Annotated in this window: 17 protein-coding genes; 14 read left to right on the top strand and 3 right to left on the bottom strand. The window is 40.3% G+C overall.

What is annotated here, in order from left to right:
• Positions 1-21 precede the first annotated feature (21 nt).
• From H625_RS0111170 to H625_RS0111235, 14 genes are all read left to right on the top strand, one after another.
• Positions 22-1,266, top strand: coding sequence for a Glu/Leu/Phe/Val family dehydrogenase (locus H625_RS0111170; RefSeq protein WP_026859987.1), 1,245 nt, complete (start codon positions 22-24; stop codon positions 1,264-1,266).
• Positions 1,267-2,140: 874 nt separating this feature from the next.
• Entirely contained in the window at positions 2,141-3,184 is a 1,044-nt protein-coding gene (gene trpD / locus H625_RS0111175) for an anthranilate phosphoribosyltransferase (RefSeq protein WP_084135851.1), read from the top strand.
• Entirely contained in the window at positions 3,181-3,957 is a 777-nt protein-coding gene (gene trpC, locus H625_RS0111180; RefSeq protein ID WP_026859989.1) for an indole-3-glycerol phosphate synthase TrpC, read from the top strand. Before trpD ends, trpC begins: the two co-directional genes overlap by 4 nt.
• On the top strand, positions 3,947-4,573 hold the full coding sequence (locus H625_RS0111185) for a phosphoribosylanthranilate isomerase (RefSeq protein WP_026859990.1): 627 nt from the start codon (positions 3,947-3,949) through the stop codon (positions 4,571-4,573). Before trpC ends, H625_RS0111185 begins: the two co-directional genes overlap by 11 nt.
• Entirely contained in the window at positions 4,557-5,768 is a 1,212-nt protein-coding gene (trpB, locus tag H625_RS0111190) for a tryptophan synthase subunit beta (protein ID WP_026859991.1), read from the top strand. The genes H625_RS0111185 and trpB overlap by 17 nt, the downstream gene beginning before the upstream one ends.
• Complete coding sequence (trpA, locus tag H625_RS0111195; RefSeq protein WP_026859992.1) at positions 5,761-6,549, top strand: tryptophan synthase subunit alpha; 789 nt, start codon at positions 5,761-5,763, stop codon at positions 6,547-6,549. Before trpB ends, trpA begins: the two co-directional genes overlap by 8 nt.
• 112 nt (positions 6,550-6,661) lie before the next feature.
• Positions 6,662-7,261, top strand: coding sequence for a TVP38/TMEM64 family protein (locus H625_RS0111200; protein WP_026859993.1), 600 nt, complete (start codon positions 6,662-6,664; stop codon positions 7,259-7,261).
• Between the two features lie 12 nt (positions 7,262-7,273).
• A complete protein-coding gene (lepB, locus tag H625_RS0111205) occupies positions 7,274-7,804 on the top strand; it encodes a signal peptidase I (RefSeq protein ID WP_026859994.1) in 531 nt (176 codons plus the stop codon).
• Positions 7,805-7,875: 71 nt separating this feature from the next.
• Positions 7,876-11,355, top strand: coding sequence for a PD-(D/E)XK nuclease family protein (locus tag H625_RS0111210; RefSeq protein WP_026859995.1), 3,480 nt, complete (start codon positions 7,876-7,878; stop codon positions 11,353-11,355).
• Positions 11,348-14,803 (top strand): helicase-exonuclease AddAB subunit AddA, encoded by a 3,456-nt coding sequence (gene addA / locus H625_RS0111215; RefSeq protein WP_026859996.1) that lies wholly within the window; start codon positions 11,348-11,350, stop codon positions 14,801-14,803. The genes H625_RS0111210 and addA overlap by 8 nt, the downstream gene beginning before the upstream one ends.
• A complete protein-coding gene (locus tag H625_RS0111220) occupies positions 14,796-15,902 on the top strand; it encodes a DUF418 domain-containing protein (protein ID WP_026859997.1) in 1,107 nt (368 codons plus the stop codon). The genes addA and H625_RS0111220 overlap by 8 nt, the downstream gene beginning before the upstream one ends.
• 50 nt (positions 15,903-15,952) lie before the next feature.
• Positions 15,953-16,843, top strand: coding sequence for a fumarylacetoacetate hydrolase family protein (locus H625_RS0111225; RefSeq protein WP_026859998.1), 891 nt, complete (start codon positions 15,953-15,955; stop codon positions 16,841-16,843).
• A gap of 54 nt (positions 16,844-16,897) precedes the next feature.
• Positions 16,898-17,284: a DUF1516 family protein gene (locus H625_RS0111230; RefSeq protein ID WP_026859999.1), complete on the top strand. Its 387-nt coding sequence runs from the start codon at positions 16,898-16,900 to the stop codon at positions 17,282-17,284.
• Between the two features lie 181 nt (positions 17,285-17,465).
• The gene (locus tag H625_RS0111235; RefSeq protein WP_026860000.1) at positions 17,466-18,902 is read left to right on the top strand and encodes an alpha-amylase family glycosyl hydrolase; all 1,437 of its coding nucleotides are present in this window, start codon (positions 17,466-17,468) and stop codon (positions 18,900-18,902) included.
• Positions 18,903-19,074: 172 nt separating this feature from the next.
• Here H625_RS0111235 and H625_RS0111240 read toward each other — a convergent pair whose 3' ends face one another.
• Genes H625_RS0111240 through H625_RS0111250 form a run of 3 tightly spaced genes read right to left on the bottom strand, consistent with a single transcriptional unit; the run spans position 19,075 to position 22,091 of the window.
• Positions 19,075-20,412 carry a CoA-disulfide reductase gene (locus tag H625_RS0111240; protein WP_026860001.1) on the bottom strand — a complete coding sequence of 446 codons (1,338 nt, stop codon included), beginning with the start codon at positions 20,410-20,412 and terminating at the stop codon, positions 19,075-19,077.
• 2 nt (positions 20,413-20,414) lie between these two features.
• Positions 20,415-21,257: a DegV family protein gene (locus H625_RS0111245; RefSeq protein ID WP_051239077.1), complete on the bottom strand. Its 843-nt coding sequence runs from the start codon at positions 21,255-21,257 to the stop codon at positions 20,415-20,417.
• Positions 21,258-21,269: 12 nt separating this feature from the next.
• Entirely contained in the window at positions 21,270-22,091 is an 822-nt protein-coding gene (locus H625_RS0111250; protein WP_026860003.1) for a Cof-type HAD-IIB family hydrolase, read from the bottom strand.
• Positions 22,092-22,116: the final 25 nt, after the last annotated feature.

The following is a 22,116-nucleotide window of genomic DNA, read 5'->3' on the forward strand; positions in this document are numbered from 1 at the left end:
TACAAAAAAAGGCGGATCAAAATGTCAGAAGAAATTAGTTTAGTTGAATCTACACAGCGCATCATTAAAGAGGCGCTCGATAAGCTTGGTTATAACGACGATATGTACCAATTAATCAAAGAACCTTTACGTACACTAAAAGTGCGTATACCGGTGAAAATGGATGATGGTTCAGTTAAAGTATTTACGGGATACCGTGCACAGCATAACGATGCAGTGGGTCCTACTAAGGGCGGAGTTCGTTTCCACCCGAGCGTTTCAGAAGATGAAGTTGTTGCATTGTCTATGTGGATGACTCTTAAAGCAGGTATTGTTAACCTGCCTTACGGCGGCGGTAAAGGCGGAATCATCTGTGACCCGCGCGAAATGAGCATGGATGAAGTCGAAAGACTGTCACGCGGTTACGTTCGTGCAATTTCTCAAATCGTTGGACCGACTAAGGATATTCCGGCACCGGATGTATTCACAAACTCGCAGATTATGGCTTGGATGATGGATGAGTACAGCGCGATTGACCAATTCAACTCGCCTGGATTCATTACAGGTAAACCATTAGTACTCGGCGGTTCAGAAGGCCGTGACAGAGCTACAGCACTAGGCGTTGTAATCTGTCTTGAAGAAGCACTTAAAAAGCGCGATATGAAGATGGAAGACATTCGTATTGTCATCCAGGGATTCGGTAACGCAGGCAGCTTCCTGTCTAAATTCCTATTCGACAGAGGTGCGAAAATCGTCGGTATTTCAGATGCCAACGGTGCACTTCATGACCCGAACGGTCTTGATATCGACTATCTTTTAGAACGCCGTGACAGTTTTGGTATGGTAACGAATCTGTATGAAGATGTATTATCAAACGATGAGTTATTTGCACTTGATTGCGACGTTATTATTCCGGCAGCAATCGAGAACCAGATTACTGAAGCCAATGCGCCGAACATTAAAGCTCAAATTTTATGTGAAGCAGCAAACGGACCAACTACTACTGAAGCTACACGCATTCTGACTGAAAGAGGCGTTCTGATCGTTCCGGACGTACTTGCATCAGCAGGCGGAGTAACAGTATCTTACTTCGAGTGGGTACAAAACAACCAGGGTTATTACTGGAGTGAAGATGAAGTAAACGAGAAGATGGAACAAAAACTCGTTTCAGCATTTAACGAAATCTATGACCTTCACGAAAACCGTCAAATTGATATGAGACTTGCAGCATTTATCGTAGGTCTTAAAAGAACTGCAGAAGGCTCACGCTATCGCGGTTGGGCATAAAACTGATTATTTTAGAGGCAAAACCCTTTTGGGTTTTGTCTTTTTTTGATTATCTGCAGTTTTTTTGAGTTATCTCACCAATGAGGGGGTTTCATGTCAGAGGTAATCGTTTATCTCACCAATGAGCGGATTTCATGTCAGAGGTAACTGTTTATCTCACCAATGAGCTCGTTTCATATCAGAGGTAGCCGTTTATCTCACCAATGAGCGAGTTTCATATCAGAGGTAACCGTTTATCTCACCAATGAGCGAGTTTCATTGCAGAATTAATACTAAAATAAAAAGAATTTGCAAAAATTTATTACACCTGATAAAGTCAATCATATCAATATTTCAGAGGATTATTAAGAATGAATTTTCAGATAAATTGAATTTAACCCTTGCATTTATATTTTAAACTTGTTAGTATTAAAATCAATTCGAAGGAAGAGCAGTAACATATATCGATTTACAAGAGAGCCGGTGGTGCTGTGAACCGGTATTTCATATATGCGAATGGACTTCTTTTATAAAACTTTAATTTAATATAACTTTTAATGAGTGGACCGGGCTTTACCGGTCAATATAGGTGGCACCGCGGCTCTCCGTCCTTAATATTTTTTAATATTAAGCATGGAGAGTTTTTTATTTATACTAATTTAATATCAGCAAATGGATTGAGTAGCAGCAGTCTTACGTTAACAGAGAGCCGGATATGGTGGAAACCGGCAGCGTGTTCTGCTGTGAATTGGGTTCCGGTTTTTAGGTTTGCTCGGGTAATGCCGTTATGCATTTGAGTGAAGTGAAAACTTCAACTGAGGTGGTACCGCGGTTTAACATCGTCCTCCATGACATTTTGTCATGGGGGATTTTTAATTTTTAGGAGGAATATATTATGACATTAAATATTGCAGCAGTAACTGAAAAGACAATGATAAAAGTAAAAGACGGCAGTGATTTATCGTATAAAGAAATGCATGAATTTTTTACAGAAGTGTTAGACGGTAAAGTAACAGATGATGAACTCCGAGATTTCATAATCGCACTAAGCGATAAAGGTGAAACTGTAGATGAAATTACAGCTATTGCCGAAGTATTGAAGTCATATGCGAAAGATATTCCAAATGTAAATAATAAAGTAATGGATAATTGCGGCACCGGCGGGGATCGATCCCGGAGTTTCAATATCTCAACAACTTCAGCTTTTGTGCTGGGAAGCTGCGGAGTAACTGTCGCAAAACACGGCAACAAGAGTGTTACGAGTAAGACGGGAAGTTCAGATGTACTGCAGGCACTTGGCGTAAATTTAAATTTCGACGCTGACAGAGTTGCGAAAGAATTAAACGAGTCAAATATTACATTTTTAAGTGCACCGCATGTACATCCGAAAATGGGACAGATTATGAGAGTGAGGCAGACCTTAAAACGTCCGACAGTATTTAATTTTATCGGACCATGTATTAGTCCGCTCGATCTGGACTATCAGTTTTTAGGCATCTACGACCGTAAAAAGCTGATGACAATTACGAAAGTACTGCAGCGTTTAGGACGTAAAAATGCAGTAGTAATGAACGGTGCAGGCCATATGGACGAAGCAACACTGCTTGGAGAAAACCATCTCGTATTTTTACGCGGCGGTGAAATAGAAGAAGTCGTTATCGATCCGACAGACTACGGATTAACACTGTGCGATAAGAGTGACATTGCAGGCGGAGACGGTTATGAGAATAAAGAAATTCTCGAATCAGTATTAAAAGGAACCGCAACACGTGCACAAATCGAAACAGTACTGCTGAATGCAGGCATTGGTCTGTTCGTCGCAGATGAAGCAAAATCAATTGGCGCAGGTATCCAAAAAGCGAGAGAAGCGATTCAGTCGGGGAAAGCATATAACAAACTGCAGGAAGTCATTAAAAATAATGAGGAGTCGAAAGTATGACAATATTAGACGACATTGTAAAAGTGAAAAAAGAAGAACTTCTGAAATATCCGGAGGAAGTTGAAATAATTACAAGAGAAAAACCGCTGGACTTTACAGGCAGGCTTGACCGTAATAACGGTATCGCTCTAATCAGCGAAGTGAAACGCGCTTCACCGTCACAAGGTGACATTAATGCAGTGATGGATCCGCTGTCTCAGGCAAAATCCTACGTCAAAGGCGGAGCTGATGCGATCAGCGTGCTGACGGACACAAGTTTCTTTAAAGGTACTTTTGATGACTTAAAAAAAATTGCTGATGAAGTAGATGTCCCGGTACTGAACAAAGATTTTATTATCGATAAGCGGCAGATTAACCGTGCCTATAACCACGGGGCCGATATTGTTTTGTTAATTGTCACGATACTGGAAGACGAAGTACTGCAGGATTTATACAATTATGCAACAGAGCTTGGCTTAAATATTATCGTTGAAGTTCATGACGAAGACGAGTTAAAACGCGCACTGAAAATTTCACCGAAGATTATCGGTATTAACAACAGAAACTTAAAAACGTTTACTGTTGATATCGGCAATAGTGAAAGGCTCCTTAAAAAATACGGAACGAATGATATTTATTTCATCGCCGAAAGCGGCATTCATACAGAAGCTGATGCCGGGCGCATGAAGCAGGCGGGCGCGGCAGGAATGCTCGTCGGAGAATCGTTAATGAGAGCAGACAGCATCGCAGAAAAAATTAAAGAATTGAAATCGGGTGAAGTGTATGAAAATTAAAATCTGCGGAATTAAAACAGTAGCAGAAGCGCAGCTGGCAGCAGCAGAAAAGCCGGACTTTATCGGCATGGTACTGGCACCGAGCAAGCGCCGTATTAATCTGGAGACAGTGACAGCAATTACTGAGAGCTTAAAAGGAACTGGTATAAAAACTGTCGGTGTTTTCGTTAATCCTTCTAAAGAAGAGGCGGATGCCGCATTAAACGAAGCGGGTCTGGATTTTATACAATTTCATGGCGACGAGGACAAAGATTTTGTTGAACAATATAAAGGACGAGCGATTAAAGCTTTTCCTTCGAACTCGGAATTGTCGTACAAAGAACGATTTAATTACGATGCGGAGTATATACTGATCGACAGTCCGAGAGAAAAATATTACGGGGGCAGCGGTGTTGTATTTAACTGGTCTGAATTGCCTTTAGCTGAAATTGATAAATCCAGACTGGCCCTTGCCGGCGGGTTAAATCCCGAAAACGTTAAGGAAGCGGCAGCCATTGCCGGTCCTGCACTTATCGATGTATCCAGCGGAGTAGAAACTGACGGTCAAAAAGATCCTGAAAAAGTCGCAGCATTTATAAAAAATATAAGAGGTGGACAAAATGACAGAAACTTATAAATATCCAAGTGCGGATGGTAAATATGGTGAATTCGGCGGCACTTACGTAGCTGAATCATTAATTGCGACACTTGAAGAATTAAAAGAATCATATAAAAAGGCAAGTGAGGATCCGGAATTCCAGCGTGAATTTGATTATTTAATGAAAGAATACGTCGGCCGTGAAAATCCGCTGTACTATGCGGAACGCTTAACAGAGAAACTCGGCGGAGCCAAAATATATTTGAAACGCGAAGATTTAAATCATACCGGTGCACATAAAATTAATAATGCTATTGGCCAGGGACTGCTGACTAAATATATGGGTAAAACTAAAGTAATTGCGGAGACAGGCGCCGGACAGCACGGTGTCGCGACGGCGACAATCGCAGCCCTCTTAGGCCTTGAATGTAAAGTGTTTATGGGGGCGAAAGACGCGGACCGCCAGGAGCTTAACGTGTTCAGAATGGAACTTTTAGGTGCAGAAGTCATTAGAGTGGAACAGGGCACTGCGACCTTAAAAGATGCTGTAAACGAAACGATGAGATACTGGGTTCAGCATATGGAAGATACACACTATGTACTAGGATCAGTACTTGGTCCGCATCCGTTCCCGCAAATTGTACGTGATTTCCAGAGCATTATTTCAAAAGAAGCAAAAGCGCAAATATTAGATAAAGAAGGACGTCTGCCGGATAAAGTTGTTGCATGTATCGGCGGCGGCAGTAATGCGATGGGAATGTTCTATAATTTTATCGAAGACAAAGATGTTGAATTAATCGGAGTAGAAGCCTCAGGAGAAGGCATCGATACAAATAAAGTGGCTGCTGCAATCAACCGCGGTTCAGTCGGTATTGCACACGGTGCAAAAATGCATATGCTGCAGGATGAAAACGGTCAGCTGCAGGGAACGCATTCAATTTCAGCAGGTCTCGATTATCCCGGAATCGGTCCGGAACACAGCTTTTTATTCTCAACGAAACGTGCGAGTTATGAATATGCATCAGATGAAGAGGCGCTGAATGCATTCCAGAAATTGTCACGCACAGAAGGCATTATTCCGGCACTGGAGAGTTCGCATGCCATTGCATATGTTATGAAGATTGCACCTGAACTTCCAAAAGATGAAATTATCGTCGTGTCGTTATCAGGCAGAGGGGATAAGGATGTTGAAATGGTGAAGAGAGAACTGGAGGCGAGAAGAACAAATGACTAAAACTCGTATTGAAAATATGTTTCAGACACTAAACAGTCTAGACGATAAAGCATTTATCGCGTATATTATGGCAGGAGACGGCGGACTCGATAAACTTGCCTATCAAATTAAAACACTGGAGGAAGCGGGAGTGGATCTGATTGAAATTGGTATTCCGTTCAGCGATCCTGCAGCAGACGGCCCTGTCATCCAGCGTGCCGGTTTACGCGCACTTGAACACAATGTCAGTCTTAGGGATATACTGCAAAAGCTTACAGAAATTAAAGATGAAATAAATGTGCCTTACGTCTTAATGACTTATTATAATCCGGTCTTTAATTACGGACTCGGGCAATTCGCAAAAGATGCAGATGCCGCAAATATCAGCGGAATTATTGTGCCGGACGTGCCGCTTGAAGAGGAAGCTGAACTTAAAACAGTATTAAAAGGTAGTGATATTGCCATTATCCGTCTCGCGACATTAACGACGTCAGATGACAGGCTGAAAGAGCTGTTAGATGAAGCGGAAGGATTTATCTATGCAGTAACTGTTAACGGCGTGACCGGTAAACAAGCAGGCTACAGCCAGGAAGTGTTTGATAATCTCAGTCGTATTAAAAATAAAAGCAAAGTACCGGTATGTGCGGGATTTGGAATTAACTCAAGAGACGCTGCAGCAGCGCTTGGCGAGCACTGTGACGGTGTTATCGTCGGCTCGGCAATTGTAGAAATGTTTAATAATGCAGAAGAAGATAATATTAAAAAACTTATTCCTAAAAAGAATGCCGTGCATGCTAAATAGCGATAAATCATCATTAATCATGTTATAATAAATGAAAATAATTTGATAATCTATACTAAAAGACTATATTACAAATATAGTCTTTTAGTATTTTTACAGTGAGGGAAAACACTTGAACGAATTAATCGAACTTTTGACGACTGAACAGGGGATAGAGACGCTATTTCAAAAATTTGAAGACTTAGGTTTTATCGTAGGATTTCTGCTCGTGTTTATCGAAGCGTTCCTGCCGTTTTTACCGCTTGTCGTAATTGTTATTTTAAATATTAACTCATACGGTATTATTGTCGGTTTCCTCGTGAGTTACACCGCCAGTGTGGCGGGCAGCTATTTAGTGTTTTTAATTGTCCGCAATTTATTCAGGCATCCGGCACAAAGATATATAGAAAAGCACGACAAGCTTAACAAAATGCTGAAGTTTATCGATGAACGGGGATTTACATTTTTATTCATATTACTGTCACTGCCGTTTACACCGTCATCAGTCGTAAATGTTATCACAGCTTTATCTAATATAAGAAGACATGTATACTTATATATATTATTAGCGTCAAAATTTATTATGATATTATCGATGACACTTGTCGGTTATGACATAACTTCATTTTTTGACTCACCGTTAAAACTTATACTCTCGCTGGTATTTTTAGTACTGTTATATCTGCTTTCAAAATGGTATCAGAAATATCTGGAAAGAAAAATGAATAAATAAGAGGTGTCATAATTGGCAAAAGAAATTCGCGAATGGGCTGTAGCAATCTTAATTACAATTGTGGTAATTGCTGTCATACGAATGTTTCTCTTTGTCTCATTTTCAGTCGATGGGCTAAGCATGGATCCGACATTAGAAGATGGCGACAGAGTAGTAGTAAATAAATTTATATACGACCTGACTGATGTTGAACAGGACGATGTAATCGTCTTTAATTCAAATGAAGACTCAGCTTACGTTAAACGTGTAATTGGTGTGCCTGGTGATAATGTAGAGATGGTAGACCGTACTGTATATTTAAATGGTGAACCGCTGCAGGAAGATTATGTCACCCACCAGGGTGAATCCTATATGGACAATTTCACACTGAGCGATATGGGTGTTGAAGACGGAGTAATCCCGGAAGGTCATTATCTGGTACTCGGAGATAACCGTCCGGTCAGCAGAGACTCAAGAGACTTTGGTTTAATCACCGAGGATTCTATTATCGGTGAAGTTCAGCTCAGATTCTGGCCGCTGAATGAAGTAGCTATTGATTTTTAATTATAAATATTACTAAAAGGAGATATTAGGGAATCTAATATCTCCTTTATTCAAGTCAGGGGGCATATTGTATGGGAATCACATTATGGACAGGCACGAGCGGTACCGGTAAAACAAGCACCATGTTTAATGAAATTGAAGCGCTGACAAAAGATTCACCGCTCGGTTCTAATATATATATCGTTACACCGACGCAAAATACATTGAGTTATGAACAGCTCATTACCCAGCCAAAAAATGGTTTTGTTACCGGCAGTATGCGGACGAGTGTGTTCAGTTTTACCAGACTGATGTGGCACGTTTACAATGAGCTCGGGCAGCCTGAAAAAGAATCACTGTCTGAAGCGGGACATGTAATGTTCATGCACAAACTGATGAATGATATGAAAGAAGTTTTAAATTATTATCATACATCCGGCGGCTACATAAAATTTTCTGAGAAAGTGCTGGAGCAGATTACAGAATTCAGAGCATATAACGTCCAGCCTGAACAGCTTTTTGATATGGAGTTTGAGAGAGGCAGAACGACAGAAAAATATGAAGATTTAAATAAAATATATTCTATGTGGTCAGAACGTATTACGGAATATAATATTGAAGATTTAAATATGATTCAAAATTTTATAGATGACATAAACCGTAAAAAGAACATTCGTACATTAAAAAATGCAGTAATTTATATCGACGGTTTTCACAACTTCACTGAAAGTGAATTCGATTTAATTTATGCTCTTGAAGGCAAGGTAAAAGAAGTTAATCTGCTCTTAACTCACAGCAAGTCTGAAGGCAGCGAACAGGCGCAAAGAGATATACTGCTGTTCAGAAAAACTGAAGCGGTAGTTACAAGACTGCAGGAACTGTTCGGTGAGCATTACGTAGAATTCCGTCACTTTGATGATGAATTTCTCCGTGCAAAACGTACCGGCCTCTCGCAGCTTGAAAAATTCATTACAACAGGTAAAAAAATGACAAACTACGATGGCATCACGATTACAGAATCGCCGTCGGTGCAGGAAGAAGTTATTGAGGTTGCCCGTAATATTGAGACGCTTGTCCGCGAAAAAGGTGCGAAATATTCCGATATCGGTATTTTATACCGTGATTCGAGCTATGAGGAACATATAAAAACGACATTTAAGCGGTTCAATATTTCCTATCATATGGATGCTGAGCACTCTATGGACTGCAACCCGTTCACACAGCTCATTATTGCACTCCTTGAATGTTATAAGAGCCGTTTTCAGAGTTCATCATTTTTAAATGTTCTTAAAACCGGATACTTAAATAACGGGAACGATGATCAGCTGCTCGCTCACCTTGAAAATATTATTATCGAGCGCGGACTGACAGGATATGAATTGTTCGATGATGAGCGCTTTTCAATTGAATACCGTTTGGATGCAGAAGGTACGATTGACCGGATTGATAATACGGAATCGCTGAGTGAGATGATTGATTATAAAAACAATAAACTCGGACAGCTGAAAACATTTTTCAATGCATTAAAAGAAGGCAGCACGGTTAAAGATTACGTATCAGCCATTTATAACTTTATCGTCGATAATGGAATTTTAATTAAACTGGAAGATGAAATTCATGAGCTGGAAGAAACAGATGTGAGACTCAGAAACGAAACTGAACAGTCATATAATTTATTTATCCGTCTCTTAGACGACAGCTATACTGTTTTTAAAAATGAAGAAACAGACTTTTCACTATTCTATGAAACGTTTATTGACGGCTTAAAATCAGCGACTTTTAATACAAGACCTGCAACAATTGATCAGGTGATAATCGGACTGATGGATCTCGCTAAAGTGGAAAATAAAAAGTATATATTTATAGTGGGTATGAACTACAATGTGATGCCCCAGGAATCCCGCAGCACAACGATAGTGACCGATGAAGAGAAACTTATTTTGAGCAATCGGGGAATCACGTTATCACCGAGCGCGCGAACGCTCGCCCAGGATGAGCGCTTCGTCTTTTACCTCGGTGTGACACGTCCGACAGATGAGCTGTTCATCAGCTGGTCATCAACGCTGCAAAATAAAGAAGCGACAAAAATCAGTCCGTTCGTTGCGGAATTTTTACCAGGAGAAACGGAAAATGTGCTGAATTACACCTACCGCAAAACTGCACATTATGATGTGAAAAGCTCAATCCGGCTGATTTCGAGTATACGCAGTATGGAAGCACTGGAGCATTTTAAACTCCGCCAGCTCATGTCGACGGATAAAGAATATCTGCAGGATTTAAGCAGTGTGCCCCAGTACAGGCATTTTATTTCTGTCTATCAGTTATTAAAAACAGGTGACAGACAGGCCGTTATTAAACGTTTGAGACGAAATCTGACCTATGATAATAAAGCACGTAAAATTAACAATGCTACGGCAGAACAGTTATACGGCGGAGAAATGAAAGCAAGTGTGTCGCGTTTTCAGTCGTATTTCAACTGTAATTTCCAGCATTTTTCAAATTACGGTCTGAAACTCAACGTCAGACAGAACTATACGGTAAGGCCGCTTGAAATTGGTAACTTGTACCATAATGCACTGGAAAAAGTCGCTCACGATTTAAATATGACGCTCGAACATGATGATGACAAAATCAAGAGTACGGTGAAAAATGCAGTGGAAACTGTTCTCAGAACGATCAGCTACGGTATTTTTGAACGGTCCGAATATTATTTATCACTGAAGGAGAAAGCAGTGCAGGCAATTACGACGACACTGCTCTTTATGAAAGATATCGAAACACTCGGCAACTATAAGATGACCCTGATTGAAACGGTATTCGGTAAAAAAAATGATGAACTCGGCGAGCTTGTTCTGGCAAGCCCGAACGGTAAAAAAATCATTCTGCGCGGTAAAATTGACAGGGTGGATACCTATAAAAACGACGGCAAAGTTTACGTAAATATTATCGACTACAAGTCGAGCGCAAGAGATTTAAGAAAGTCAGATGTGCTTAACGGTGTCGAATTGCAGATTATTACGTATATGTACGTGCTGATGAAGAAAGCAGAAGGATTGCTGGACGGAGAAATTATACCGAACTCGATGCTGTTTTATCATGTTAACGAACCGAAGGTTAAAGCCGAAGACGAAACTCAGGCACAGAAAGAACGCCAAAGTGCGCTGAAACCGAAAGGGCTGTTCGTAGCAGACGATAATACGTTAAATATCGACGGCAACAGAGGGCTGGAAAATTTAATTACAGATACTGAATATATTAATGAATATTTCCCGCTGCAGGAGAAAAAAGACGGCACTTTTAACAGCCATTCGAAAAAACGTGTGCTGTCGTCAGAAATGTTCAAGCATTATTCCGACTACGTGATGGGGAAATTTAAAACAGCTACAGATGAAATTTACGACGGCAATACGCTTGCTAATCCGATTGATACGAATGGCGGTCTGCCATGTCAATTCTGTGATTTTAAGGCGGCATGCCATATCGATAAATTAATAAATGCAGAAGATTACCGGACGAACCGTATTTCGGACGAAGATATAGAGGCATTTGAAAGTGAGGTGCACGATGGTTAAATTTACTGCTGCACAAGAAGAGGCAATCAAGACTAAAGGATCGGATGTATTAGTATCCGCAGCGGCGGGTTCGGGTAAAACAGCCGTGCTCGTAGAACGTATTAAGCAGAATATAATCGATGGGAATTATTCTATCGATGAAGTATTCGTATCGACGTTTACGAATAAGAGTGCAAAAGATATGAAAGATAAAATCGAACGTGCACTCCGTGAGACTTATAATACTACGCCGGACCCCCGTTTGAATGAAGAGATTATTAAACTGAACGATGCGCATATATCCACACTGCACAGTTTTTGTCTGTATTTGATTCAGACACATTATAATGCGGTTGGTCTGCCGCCGGACATGCGTACACTCGGCCAGGTCGAGGCTGAAATCCGGCTGCAGAATATTATCAGCAATGTATTGGAACAATTTTACGTTACTGCCGATGACGACTTTTTAAAACTCGATCAGTTTGTCACGAGTAATAAGGATAACAGCGAGCTTCATAAACTTGTAACACAGCTGTATCACGTCGCTATAGCAACAAAGGATCCGGGCGGATTTTTAAATAATATAATCGATCAGTATATTTCTGAAGATAAACTTACAGCTATACTGAATGGCTATAAAGCGGTTATAGAACGGAAATTAAAGAAACTGGACCAGGATCTGTATACGCTTAGAGCGGAATACGATAGTGCAGAACGTGATGAAGAATTAAAAGAGAAACCGATTGATGATGCATATGAAAAACTTGCTGTCATGCACAAATACGTACTGCAGGCGCTCGAGAGCTTCAACAATGAAGGGTATTTCAAATTGCCGCCGGCAAAACTGGTTACAGGGGCAAATGCTTTTATTAAAAGTGCTACAGCATACGGCAATGAATTAAACGAACGCTTTAATAAACCGGCGAACGCTCTGTATCAGGAGCTCAGCAATTTAAAACAGTATACACAGGATGATGTAAAAGCAGAACTTGCACCGCTGAACGGCATGAACAATCAATTAATCAGCATTGTGTCAGATGTGATTGAAGCGTACAGAAAAGATAAACAATCGTCTAATGAGATGGATTTTAATGACTACGAACATTACGCGCTCGGTATTTTAACTGCCAACGAATCTGAAATTGCGAACCGTTATAAAGAACAATTTAAAGAAATTATGATCGATGAGTATCAGGATGTTAACCGCGTGCAGGAAGCAATTATCCAGCTGCTGAAATCCGGCGGGGAAGACGATGGCAACTTGTTTATGGTAGGTGACGTGAAGCAGTCAATTTACCGCTTCAGACAGGCAGCACCAGATTTGTTTATCGATAAAAGCGAACGGTTTAATGAACCGGACAGCGGCACGCTGATACAGCTTAACCGAAACTTCCGTTCGCGTTCTGAAATACTCGACGCGACAAACTTAATTTTTGAAAATATTATGGATAAAGAACTTGGTGAAATTGATTATACAGATGAAGAAAAGTTAATTAAAGGCATCGAGACGGCAGAGCCGGAATCGACAGTAGAAGTGCTGCCGGTAATTTACGATAAGACTTTAAAATCGGCGGAAGCAGATGAACTAGAAATTAAACAGATTGTTAAATTGGTGCAGGAACTCTACAAAAAAGGTGCGGGGTATCAGGATATCGTTATTTTAAACAGAAACCGTTTCGCACCTGACGTTATGCGCCATGAATTCCAGAAAGCAGATATTCCTATTAGTATCGACGTCAACAAAGGATATTTTGAAACCTTTGAGATTTTAACGATGCGGAGTATTTTATCGCTGATAGACAATCCGCTGCAGGATGACCACTTAGCCGGAGTGATGCGTCTGCCCATGTTTGGTTTCAGTGAAGAAGAAATCTCGCTGATTCGGATTGCTTCAGAAGAAAAATATTTATATGAAGCACTGACAGAATATAACGGTGATGAATTTATATTAAGAAAAATAGAGGAGTTTGTCGGCACATTTAAAGAGCTGAAGCTGCATGCGAAATATTTAAGCGTGCCGGAACTCATCTCTGAAATATATTTTGAGCTCAATATTCTGGAGTTCTTCAGCGGTTTGCCTGGCGGTTCTGCAAGACGCGCAAATCTGAACGGGCTGATTGACAGAGCCCTCGAATTTCAGTCGATGAACAATACGAGTTTATATCAGTTTATCAGCTATATTGATTTTTTAATTTCAGAAGGCAAAGATTTCGGAGAAGAAGGTTCGCTTGAAAATACAGATGATGCAGTACGCGTAATGACGATTCACAGTTCTAAAGGGCTGGAGTTTAAACATGTAATATACGCGGACTTGAAACAGAACTATACGCTGACTAAAGTGACGCGTGTATACGTGCATCCAAAGCTCGGTATTGTATTTAATAATTTTAATGCTGAATTAAATTATCACTATGAGAGTATTCACGGCTTTACCGCAAATGATTTTCTGAATATCGAACAGCTGAGTGAAGAATTAAGACTGATATACGTTGCTCTGACAAGGGCCGAGGAGAAATTATATCTGCCGCTGATGTTTAAAGGTGAAGCGGCCTACAAATACGATTTCAGCCGCATGGAAAAACCTTCTTTTGAAACGCGTGCGGAGCTTCGCTCGGCAATGGACTTTTTAGCTCCGGTATTAATGCAATCTGATGTTCCGTATATCGAAGTGAAGGAAGCGGAATTGTCAGCTGCTGCCGAAAATGAACGAATAGAGTATACGAGTCTCGAAGATATCGATGCACTGAACGCGGATATTATGCCTGAAGTTCGTGAGAGGTTATTTTACACATATCCGAATACTGGTGATACTGAAGTAACGACGAAGGAATCGGTCACGTCCATTAAACGGAGGAATGAAACAATTCCTGACGGTGCTGAGTACATTAATCATACAAGCGAAGTGAATTTAAGGGAACCGAATTTCCTGGCGGATTCTCTTGAAGCACCGATTTTCGGGACGATTATGCACGAAATGATGATGCATATTATGCATCAGTGGCAGACGCTCAGCCTGATGGATGACAATGCGAAAACTGCATATATAGAAACACTCATCGATAATTACAGTGAGAACTACGAGCTGTTAAGCACAGTGCATATTAAAAAAATGAAAGAAAATGCTGCACGCTTCTTTAACGACAGTACGATGAATGATCTTTTAAATAAACAGCAGGGCATATATACTGAATTGCCATTTATAATGAGCCAGGAGGCAATCGGTTATGCAGAACACCCTGAACAGATTGTCCAGGGGATTATCGACTGTCTGTTAGAGTATGATGATCACTATACTATTATTGACTACAAGACAGACCGTGTAGCGGGAACGAATTTAACAGGTGAACAGCTGGCTGACAGATACAGCACGCAGATGGACATATATACAAAATCAGCGCATGTCTCACTTGGCAAGCCGGTAACTGCCGTGCTTTACTTTTTTGATTATGGGGCGATTCCAGTTGAATGATTCAAACAGACATATTTATTTTATTGGCGGAATATCGCTGATACTGCTATTTATATACAGCGGCCTATATTTTATGATGCCGCTTAATGAACTTAACCCGTTCGAATATTTCTTCGGCCGGGACCTGAACGTTTTTAATATTGCTGATATTATTACGGGCGGTTCAGCATTACCGCTGATCAGTATTATTATTGGCTATATGCTCAGCCAGTACGGCTATACCGGTAAAAAACATCTGGCCAAAGTGCTTGGCACCGCACTCGTAATATTACTTTTAAATGCAGTGCTTATTTTCGGTTTTGATGCGATGCCGTTTATAATTCTTATGGGATTTATCGGCCTGATTTTTGTCGGCCGCCACTGGATAATAACGCTGGCGGCATCGCTGGTGTTATACACACTCCATTTAATGTTTAATGTGGTGCTGGAAATTATTACAGGGCTGAATTCTAATATTCAGCATATGTATTCCGGTATTCAGCGGGTCAATGAATTTATCAGTACGTACAGAAGCACAGACTACCTTGCGATTATCAATATGAACGTAGATATACTGACAGGGCACGGTACGGATTCCCTTTACAGCGCGGTCTTTATCATCTTACCTTCAATCTTACTCGGTATCGCATTAAGAGAGCTGGGTTTTTCAGGATTCATTAAAGACAGTCCGTATATCAGCGGCGGAATTATTATGGTGCTCTTAGCCGGAGGCATTGCAACAAAGCTTCTGCAGGTGCTTTCTCTCGGAACAACTGCAGGAGAGACATTGGGTGAAGGATTCGGCGGTCCGGTAACAGCGATCGGCTACTTTATGATCTTCCTGTATCTTGCTGATATCATTCCAAAACCGGTGTTTAACCTGTTCTATAATTTGGGTAGATACGGATTAACTTCATATATAGTATTTAATATTCTGATGATGTTTATATTTTACGGTTTCGGCATGGCGATGTACGGTCAGATCTCCGTACAGATGCTGCTGCTTATCGTCGCAGCACTTTATATTCTGCTGCTTATTGTGTCGAATGTGCTGGCTAAATATAATATTCCCGCATTAGAACGAACTTTTCTGATAAATGAGAAAATGAAACAAGAATAATTAAATAATGTTTGTTATACTGTATGAAAGAAAACAAAGGAGATTGTCCAATGAAATTTTTAACTTTTGAATTTGAAGAAAAGAATTATTATGGTGTCAAAGTAAAACGTGAGGATAGTGCATGGATTATTCCGCTCTTATTCCAGGATTTCAGTGATGTTAAGGATTATCCGAGAACATTACTGGAAGGCATTACTGAGTACCACACATTGGATTTTCAGGAACTTGTCAGAAAGCTTGTTGAAAGTGCAGAAGCATCTGATAATGCTGATAAGTACAAAGCGCCATTTGAAAACATTAATATTTTAGCGCCGGTTAAACCGCCGAATAATACAATCGGTTTTGGCCGTAACTTCAAAGCTCATACTGAAGAAATGAAAAGTGAAGTTGAGCTGTATGTGTTCACAAAAGCAAATTCAAGCCTGGTCGGAGATGAAGATACAATATCTTCATTCACAGCTATGACTGAGCAGCTGGACTATGAAGGGGAACTCGGTGTTGTTATCGGGAAAGAAGCAAAAAACATAGACAGTTCAATGGCTTTCGATTATATTTACGGCTACACAATCGTCAATGACATTTCAGCGAGAGAATTACAGAAATCACACAAACAGGCATTCTTATCGAAAAGTATGGCAACACCGATGGGACCTTATATTGTAACTAAGGATGAAATTCCAAATCCGCAGGATACGACAATTGTGACTAAAGTTAACGATGAAATCCGTCAGGACGGCAGTACGTCGTTAATGGTAAGAAAAATCGATGAACTGGTTGCAGAACTGTCTAAATATATGACGCTTCAGCCAGGAGACGTTATCGCAACAGGTACACCAGCTGGTGTCGGTGCCGGAATGAATCCTACAGGATTCTTAAAATCAGGGGACACAGTACGTGTTTCAATCGATGGAATTGGAACATTAACGACACACATAGAGTAAACATTCCATGATATACTACTACAGGAATCATTAATGTAGAGGGGGAATCAGACTATGTTACATTTACACTTAACGGCAATTATTGTTTCGTTCATTTTGTTTATTGCAGTTTACTTTATGTACAAAAAGAACAATACTGCTGAAAACAAACCGGCATTTATTATGCATATGGTGTTAAGAGTGTTCTATCTGCTTGTATTATTCAGCGGAATCATGGTTTACGTCGGCAATATGGAAGGCATCAGCAATGCAGGGTCACATATGCAGTACGGCATAAAAGCACTGCTTGGAATTCTTTCAATTGGATTTATGGAAATGGCTATCGTAAGACTTAAGAAAAATTCTGCAAAAGCGACGGTACTTTTAGTTATTTGTCTTATCGCTATCGTTGCAACAGTAATTATGGGAGCAATGCTGCCACTAGGTATGCTTAGTTTCTAAACTGAATGATTAATTAAAATGCCGGTCTGTTAAAATTTAACGGACCGGTATTTTTATCTTTAAGTTATTAAATTTTGATTCCGTGTTAAAATAAAATTTATGAACAATTAGTGAAACCAGAAACTATTGAACTGAAGTTTAGTATACTTATAATTATACGAATAAAAGGTAGGATAAAATTATGAAGAGAATTTTAACGCTTGTGAGCATGATTCTGACAGTGCTGTTTGTAAGCAGTAACGCAGTATCAGCTGAAGAGAATACATATGACAGAGTTTATATGATTACTGTCGACCGTTTTTTAAATAATAATACAGGCAATGATGTCGGAGTTACTCCGGACGGCGACCCTTATTATCCTTTTGGCGGTGACTTTGACGGCATTGTACCTTATCTTGAGTATGTTAAGGATATGGGCTTTAATACGATTATGCTGTCACCGGTAATGGAGCGCGCCGAAGATGATTATCTCGGCTATGATGTGACGGATTACGGCGCGCTCGCACAATCTTACGGCAGTCCGGAAGATTTCGAGAAGGTAATTGATGAAGCGCATGAATTTGATTTAAAAGTTATTGTTGATATGCCGGCTGTTGCAACTGATGATTATACAGCATTAGAAGCACCGGTATTTAACGAAATTCAGACAGATTACTACGCAGATATCGACAGAGAAATAATCGATCTTAACAACGCGGATAATCAGGAAACATACCGTGCAATGGTTCAGAACTTTATCGATACTTACGATGTAGACGGTATCAGCATGTTTATCAATCAGGATGGGCTTAATGCTGAAGAATTTTTACCTGAAGATATCGATACTTACGGAATTTTATCGACAGAAGGGTTAACTGCTGAAGGCTTCGATACGATAGCAACGGAAGAATTCAGAGCAGATTTAGCACAAACATACGGCGGAATTAATCAGGAGCTTCCTGAATTCCCTGAAGATGAACAGATGATTATGGCAGACCACTGGTTCTCTGAACGTTTTACTTACCACGCGGCAGAACAGAATATGTTCCCGGGTACAAGAGTGCAGCAGCTCGGGAACTACTTATACGCTTATCAGGGACCGAGTGCGATGACATACGGTACAGAAGTTGCATTTAACGGCAGCAGCTATCCGGAAATTCACCCGCAAATGGACTTTAGAAGTGATAAGGAAGTTATTGAGTATCTTGAGAACATCGCAGTAGTATATAGAAACCACGCGATTATGCAGGCACCGGAATCAGAAACTGAAACAATTCTGAACGAAGACGGACACTATGTAGTTAAATATTACACAGATGACGTTGATTATATATTGAATGTAAATAATACGGCTGAAACAGAATCTATTACATTTGAGCAGTCAGCTGAAGAAGAAGGTAAAGTATACAGCGGAATGCTTATCGGAGATATGATCCGTCCTCATGACGGAGAATATATCGCTGTACTTGATAGAGAAGAAACAGAACTGTATTCAGTCATTGAAGAAGCCGGCTTTAACAATGGCTACTTATACTCAGCATTATTAATCTTTGGACTGTTTGCGATATTTATCTGGGTTGCAGCAAGACGCAGCAGAAAATATAAAGCACAAAGAGAACAGGAAAAGAATAATAAGTAAGCAATAGATTGTGAATCGTACTTCTTTTAATGGGGAGTGCGATTTTTTTGTTTTAGGATGAATGGTGCTCCCTTGCCCGCAACAGCCTCTCATAGGCAGAGGAAGACAATTTAGCTTGCAAGCAGCACAAAAAAAGCCGAATTCATCAGCAATGAATTCGGCTTCCTTCAACTTATTTTTCCTTGGCTTTCTCAATCGCTTTATAGCCTACCATATTAATAACGTCTTTCGGACTGGAGAAAGGTGGTGAATAGCCAACTTCAATATTGATCAGATCGTATGCTGTGCCGCCGAGTCTGGTGTGTGCCGATAATACGTCAATGCGTTTATCGACACCTCCGGTTCCGACGACTGCAGCTCTTAATATAATTCCGCTCTCTTTTGAGACGTATACGCGCACATGTATCGGTGCTGCATCGTTCATGTAGCCGGATTTATTTTTCTGTTTCTGATCGACAACAAAGTGAGGAATGTCCGCCACTTCTTTTTCAGATAAACCGAATATCGCAATATGATAGTCGAAAAATTTAACGATGTTTGTTCCGAGAAATCCTTCATGTGTAATCGACTTGTCCCCGGCAATCTGGTTGGCAATAATATGTGCAAGTCTGTGCGCCGGCCATGCCAGTGCTGCCTGCATTGTCAGCTCAGGTACATGCTGATAATGCGTGACAGTCGCATCACCGAGAGCATATATATTATCAATATTTGTCTGACCGTTTTTATTAATAGGAATAAGTCCATCGTTTAAAATGACGTTTGAACTCTCTAAAAATACTGTATTCGGTGTAATGCCGACGCCAGTAATAATAAGTGGTGCATCAATCGTTTCACCGTTTGTTAATACTGCTTTTTTACCTTCAATACTGTCGATTTCCGTATTTAACTTCAGTGTAACACCGTGTTCGGTCATTGCTTCATAGAGTACGCCGTTCATATCCGCTTCAATGTTTTTATATATCTGTTCATCATGCTGCAGAATCGTAACGTGAATGCCTTTGTCAGTTAAGTTCTCGGTAACTTCAAGACCGATGTATCCGGATCCTACGAGCACTGCTTCTTTAATTTTATTATCTTCTATATAAGACATTATATAGTCCAGATCTTCCAGCTTATGAAGCGAAAATACCTGTTCTGAGCCTTTTACAGAAGATAGCTTTTTCGGTGAACCGCCTGGAGATAAAATAAGGTAATCATATGAATCGGTAAATTCTTGCTTATTTATTTTATCAAGCACAGTGACAGTATTATCTGCAGAATTAACAGCGATGACTTCATGTTCCGTTTTCACAAAGATATCTTTGTCTTTAAATTTCTCCGGAGTCATGTTTACCAGACTATCCCATTTTTCGACTTCTCCGCCGATGTAATAAGGCATACCGCATGATCCGTAACTGACATCGCGGTAGCGTTCATAAATGACGATTTCAATTTCCGGGTTTAACCGGCGCAGCTGGGATGCAGCAGTGGCACCGCCTGCGACACCTCCAACCACTATAACTTTAGTCATTACTATTTAACGTCTTTAAAGTAAAACAATGCGATAGTGCCATCGCCTGTATGTGAACTGATTGTCGGTCCGATGCCGGAAATATTAATCGACTCAATTGCAGTGTTGTCCAGCAGCTGTTTCTTCAAATCATTCGCAAGTTGCTCAGCGTCAGCATGAACGATATGTCCTGTGCCGGAGGCACCTTCTTTAACTGCGAGTTCAGTCATGCGTTTAAACACTTTTTTAAGACCTCTGTGTTTTTCGAGGGGAACTAATTTCCCATCTTCAACGTGCAGCAGCGGTTTAATGTTTAACAGTCCGCCTAAGAAGGCTGAACCTTTCGATAAACGCCCGCCTTCAGCTAAATAGTTTAAGTCGTTCACAGTAAACAGGTGTCTGATTTGTGAAATATCTGTCTCAACTTTTGAGATAACTGCATCTTTATCGTCACCTTGTGCTATATAGCCGGCCGCACGTTCAACGATAAGACCAAGGCCATAGCTGACTGCTGATGTGTCAATTAATGTTATATCAGCATCAGGATACTCCTCATGTACCGTATCTCGGGCAATCACTGCACTCTGGTATGTTCCGGATAAAGCGCTTGATAAACCGAGATATATAATACTTTCATTCTGTTCTGCATATTTTTTGAAAATTTTAGCAAAACTCTCCGGATTCGGCTGACTTGTCATTGGACGCTTGCCGTCTTTAATTGCCTGGATAACTTCTTCGCTTGTAATTTCAATTTGATCAACGTAGCTGACGTCGCCTATCTGGATTGATAAAGGCTGAACTTCAGCATTTAATTCACGTGCTTTCTCTATAGAAATATCAGCGCAGCTGTCGATTATAAGTTTCATTATAATTCCTCCTTAAGGTTTCAGACGCAGGTCGAAAAATTCGTTTAAGAAATGACCAATACCGTCATTATTATTGTTTGATTTTGTAACGTAATTAGATATTCCTTTAATGTCGTCAATAGCATTCTTCATTGCGACACCGTGTTCAACATACTGAAGCATTTCTGTATCGTTATCTTCATCACCAAATGCGATAGTGCGGCTTCTTGGAATATTTAAAAACTCTCTGGCATAGTCGACGCCGACAGCTTTATTAATTCCTTTTTTAATGATTTCAAGGACCGGATACGGTGCGCCCCAGCGGCGCTGTTCAATGACTTCAGCAAAGAGTTCATCGAGTGTTTGACGGATATGGGGCATTTCAGACTCTTCAGCCTGTACGAGAATACTCGTCACATCTTCATTAATCGTGTCGTATAAATTACCGACACTGATTTTAGGATCTCCCATTTTAAATGCATCGAACAATACGCTGTCATGATAGTGTATATATATATTATCTTTAACTTCTGCAACAATATTTTTAATATTAAGTTCCGGTATTTTCCTCGCAATTGCTTTAGTAATATCAAGATCCAGCGTTTCGTGTTTCATTTGGAAACTGAAATCTGTCGGATGATGGACAAATGCGCCGTTAAAGTTCACGACAGGCGTCGTCATTTTTAATTCTTTATAGTATGGAACACTTGCCCGGTAGGGACGCCCGGTAGAGATCATCAGTTCATGCCCTTGTTGTTTAAGTGTTGTAAGCACTTCTTTTGTATACGGAGTAATTGTTTTTTCGTCCGTTAATAGAGTGCCGTCTAAATCTAAACAGATTAAATGCTTGTCCATATAAATCTCCCTTTATCTATGTTTA

Source organism: Jeotgalicoccus psychrophilus DSM 19085 (genome assembly GCF_000425845.1).
In the GTDB taxonomy this organism is placed as follows: Bacteria; Bacillota; Bacilli; order Staphylococcales; family Salinicoccaceae; genus Jeotgalicoccus; species Jeotgalicoccus psychrophilus.

Coding starts and splice junctions, on each gene's coding strand:
- H625_RS0111170 (WP_026859987.1), top strand. CDS start 22: ATGTCAGAAGAAATTAGTTTAGTTGAATCTACACAGCGCATCATTAAA.
- trpD (WP_084135851.1), top strand. CDS start 2,141: ATGACATTAAATATTGCAGCAGTAACTGAAAAGACAATGATAAAAGTA.
- trpC (WP_026859989.1), top strand. CDS start 3,181: ATGACAATATTAGACGACATTGTAAAAGTGAAAAAAGAAGAACTTCTG.
- H625_RS0111185 (WP_026859990.1), top strand. CDS start 3,947: ATGAAAATTAAAATCTGCGGAATTAAAACAGTAGCAGAAGCGCAGCTG.
- trpB (WP_026859991.1), top strand. CDS start 4,557: ATGACAGAAACTTATAAATATCCAAGTGCGGATGGTAAATATGGTGAA.
- trpA (WP_026859992.1), top strand. CDS start 5,761: ATGACTAAAACTCGTATTGAAAATATGTTTCAGACACTAAACAGTCTA.
- H625_RS0111210 (WP_026859995.1), top strand. CDS start 7,876: ATGGGAATCACATTATGGACAGGCACGAGCGGTACCGGTAAAACAAGC.
- addA (WP_026859996.1), top strand. CDS start 11,348: ATGGTTAAATTTACTGCTGCACAAGAAGAGGCAATCAAGACTAAAGGA.
- H625_RS0111225 (WP_026859998.1), top strand. CDS start 15,953: ATGAAATTTTTAACTTTTGAATTTGAAGAAAAGAATTATTATGGTGTC.
- H625_RS0111230 (WP_026859999.1), top strand. CDS start 16,898: ATGTTACATTTACACTTAACGGCAATTATTGTTTCGTTCATTTTGTTT.
- H625_RS0111235 (WP_026860000.1), top strand. CDS start 17,466: ATGAAGAGAATTTTAACGCTTGTGAGCATGATTCTGACAGTGCTGTTT.
- H625_RS0111240 (WP_026860001.1), bottom strand. CDS start 20,412: ATGACTAAAGTTATAGTGGTTGGAGGTGTCGCAGGCGGTGCCACTGCT.
- H625_RS0111245 (WP_051239077.1), bottom strand. CDS start 21,257: ATGAAACTTATAATCGACAGCTGCGCTGATATTTCTATAGAGAAAGCA.
- H625_RS0111250 (WP_026860003.1), bottom strand. CDS start 22,091: ATGGACAAGCATTTAATCTGTTTAGATTTAGACGGCACTCTATTAACG.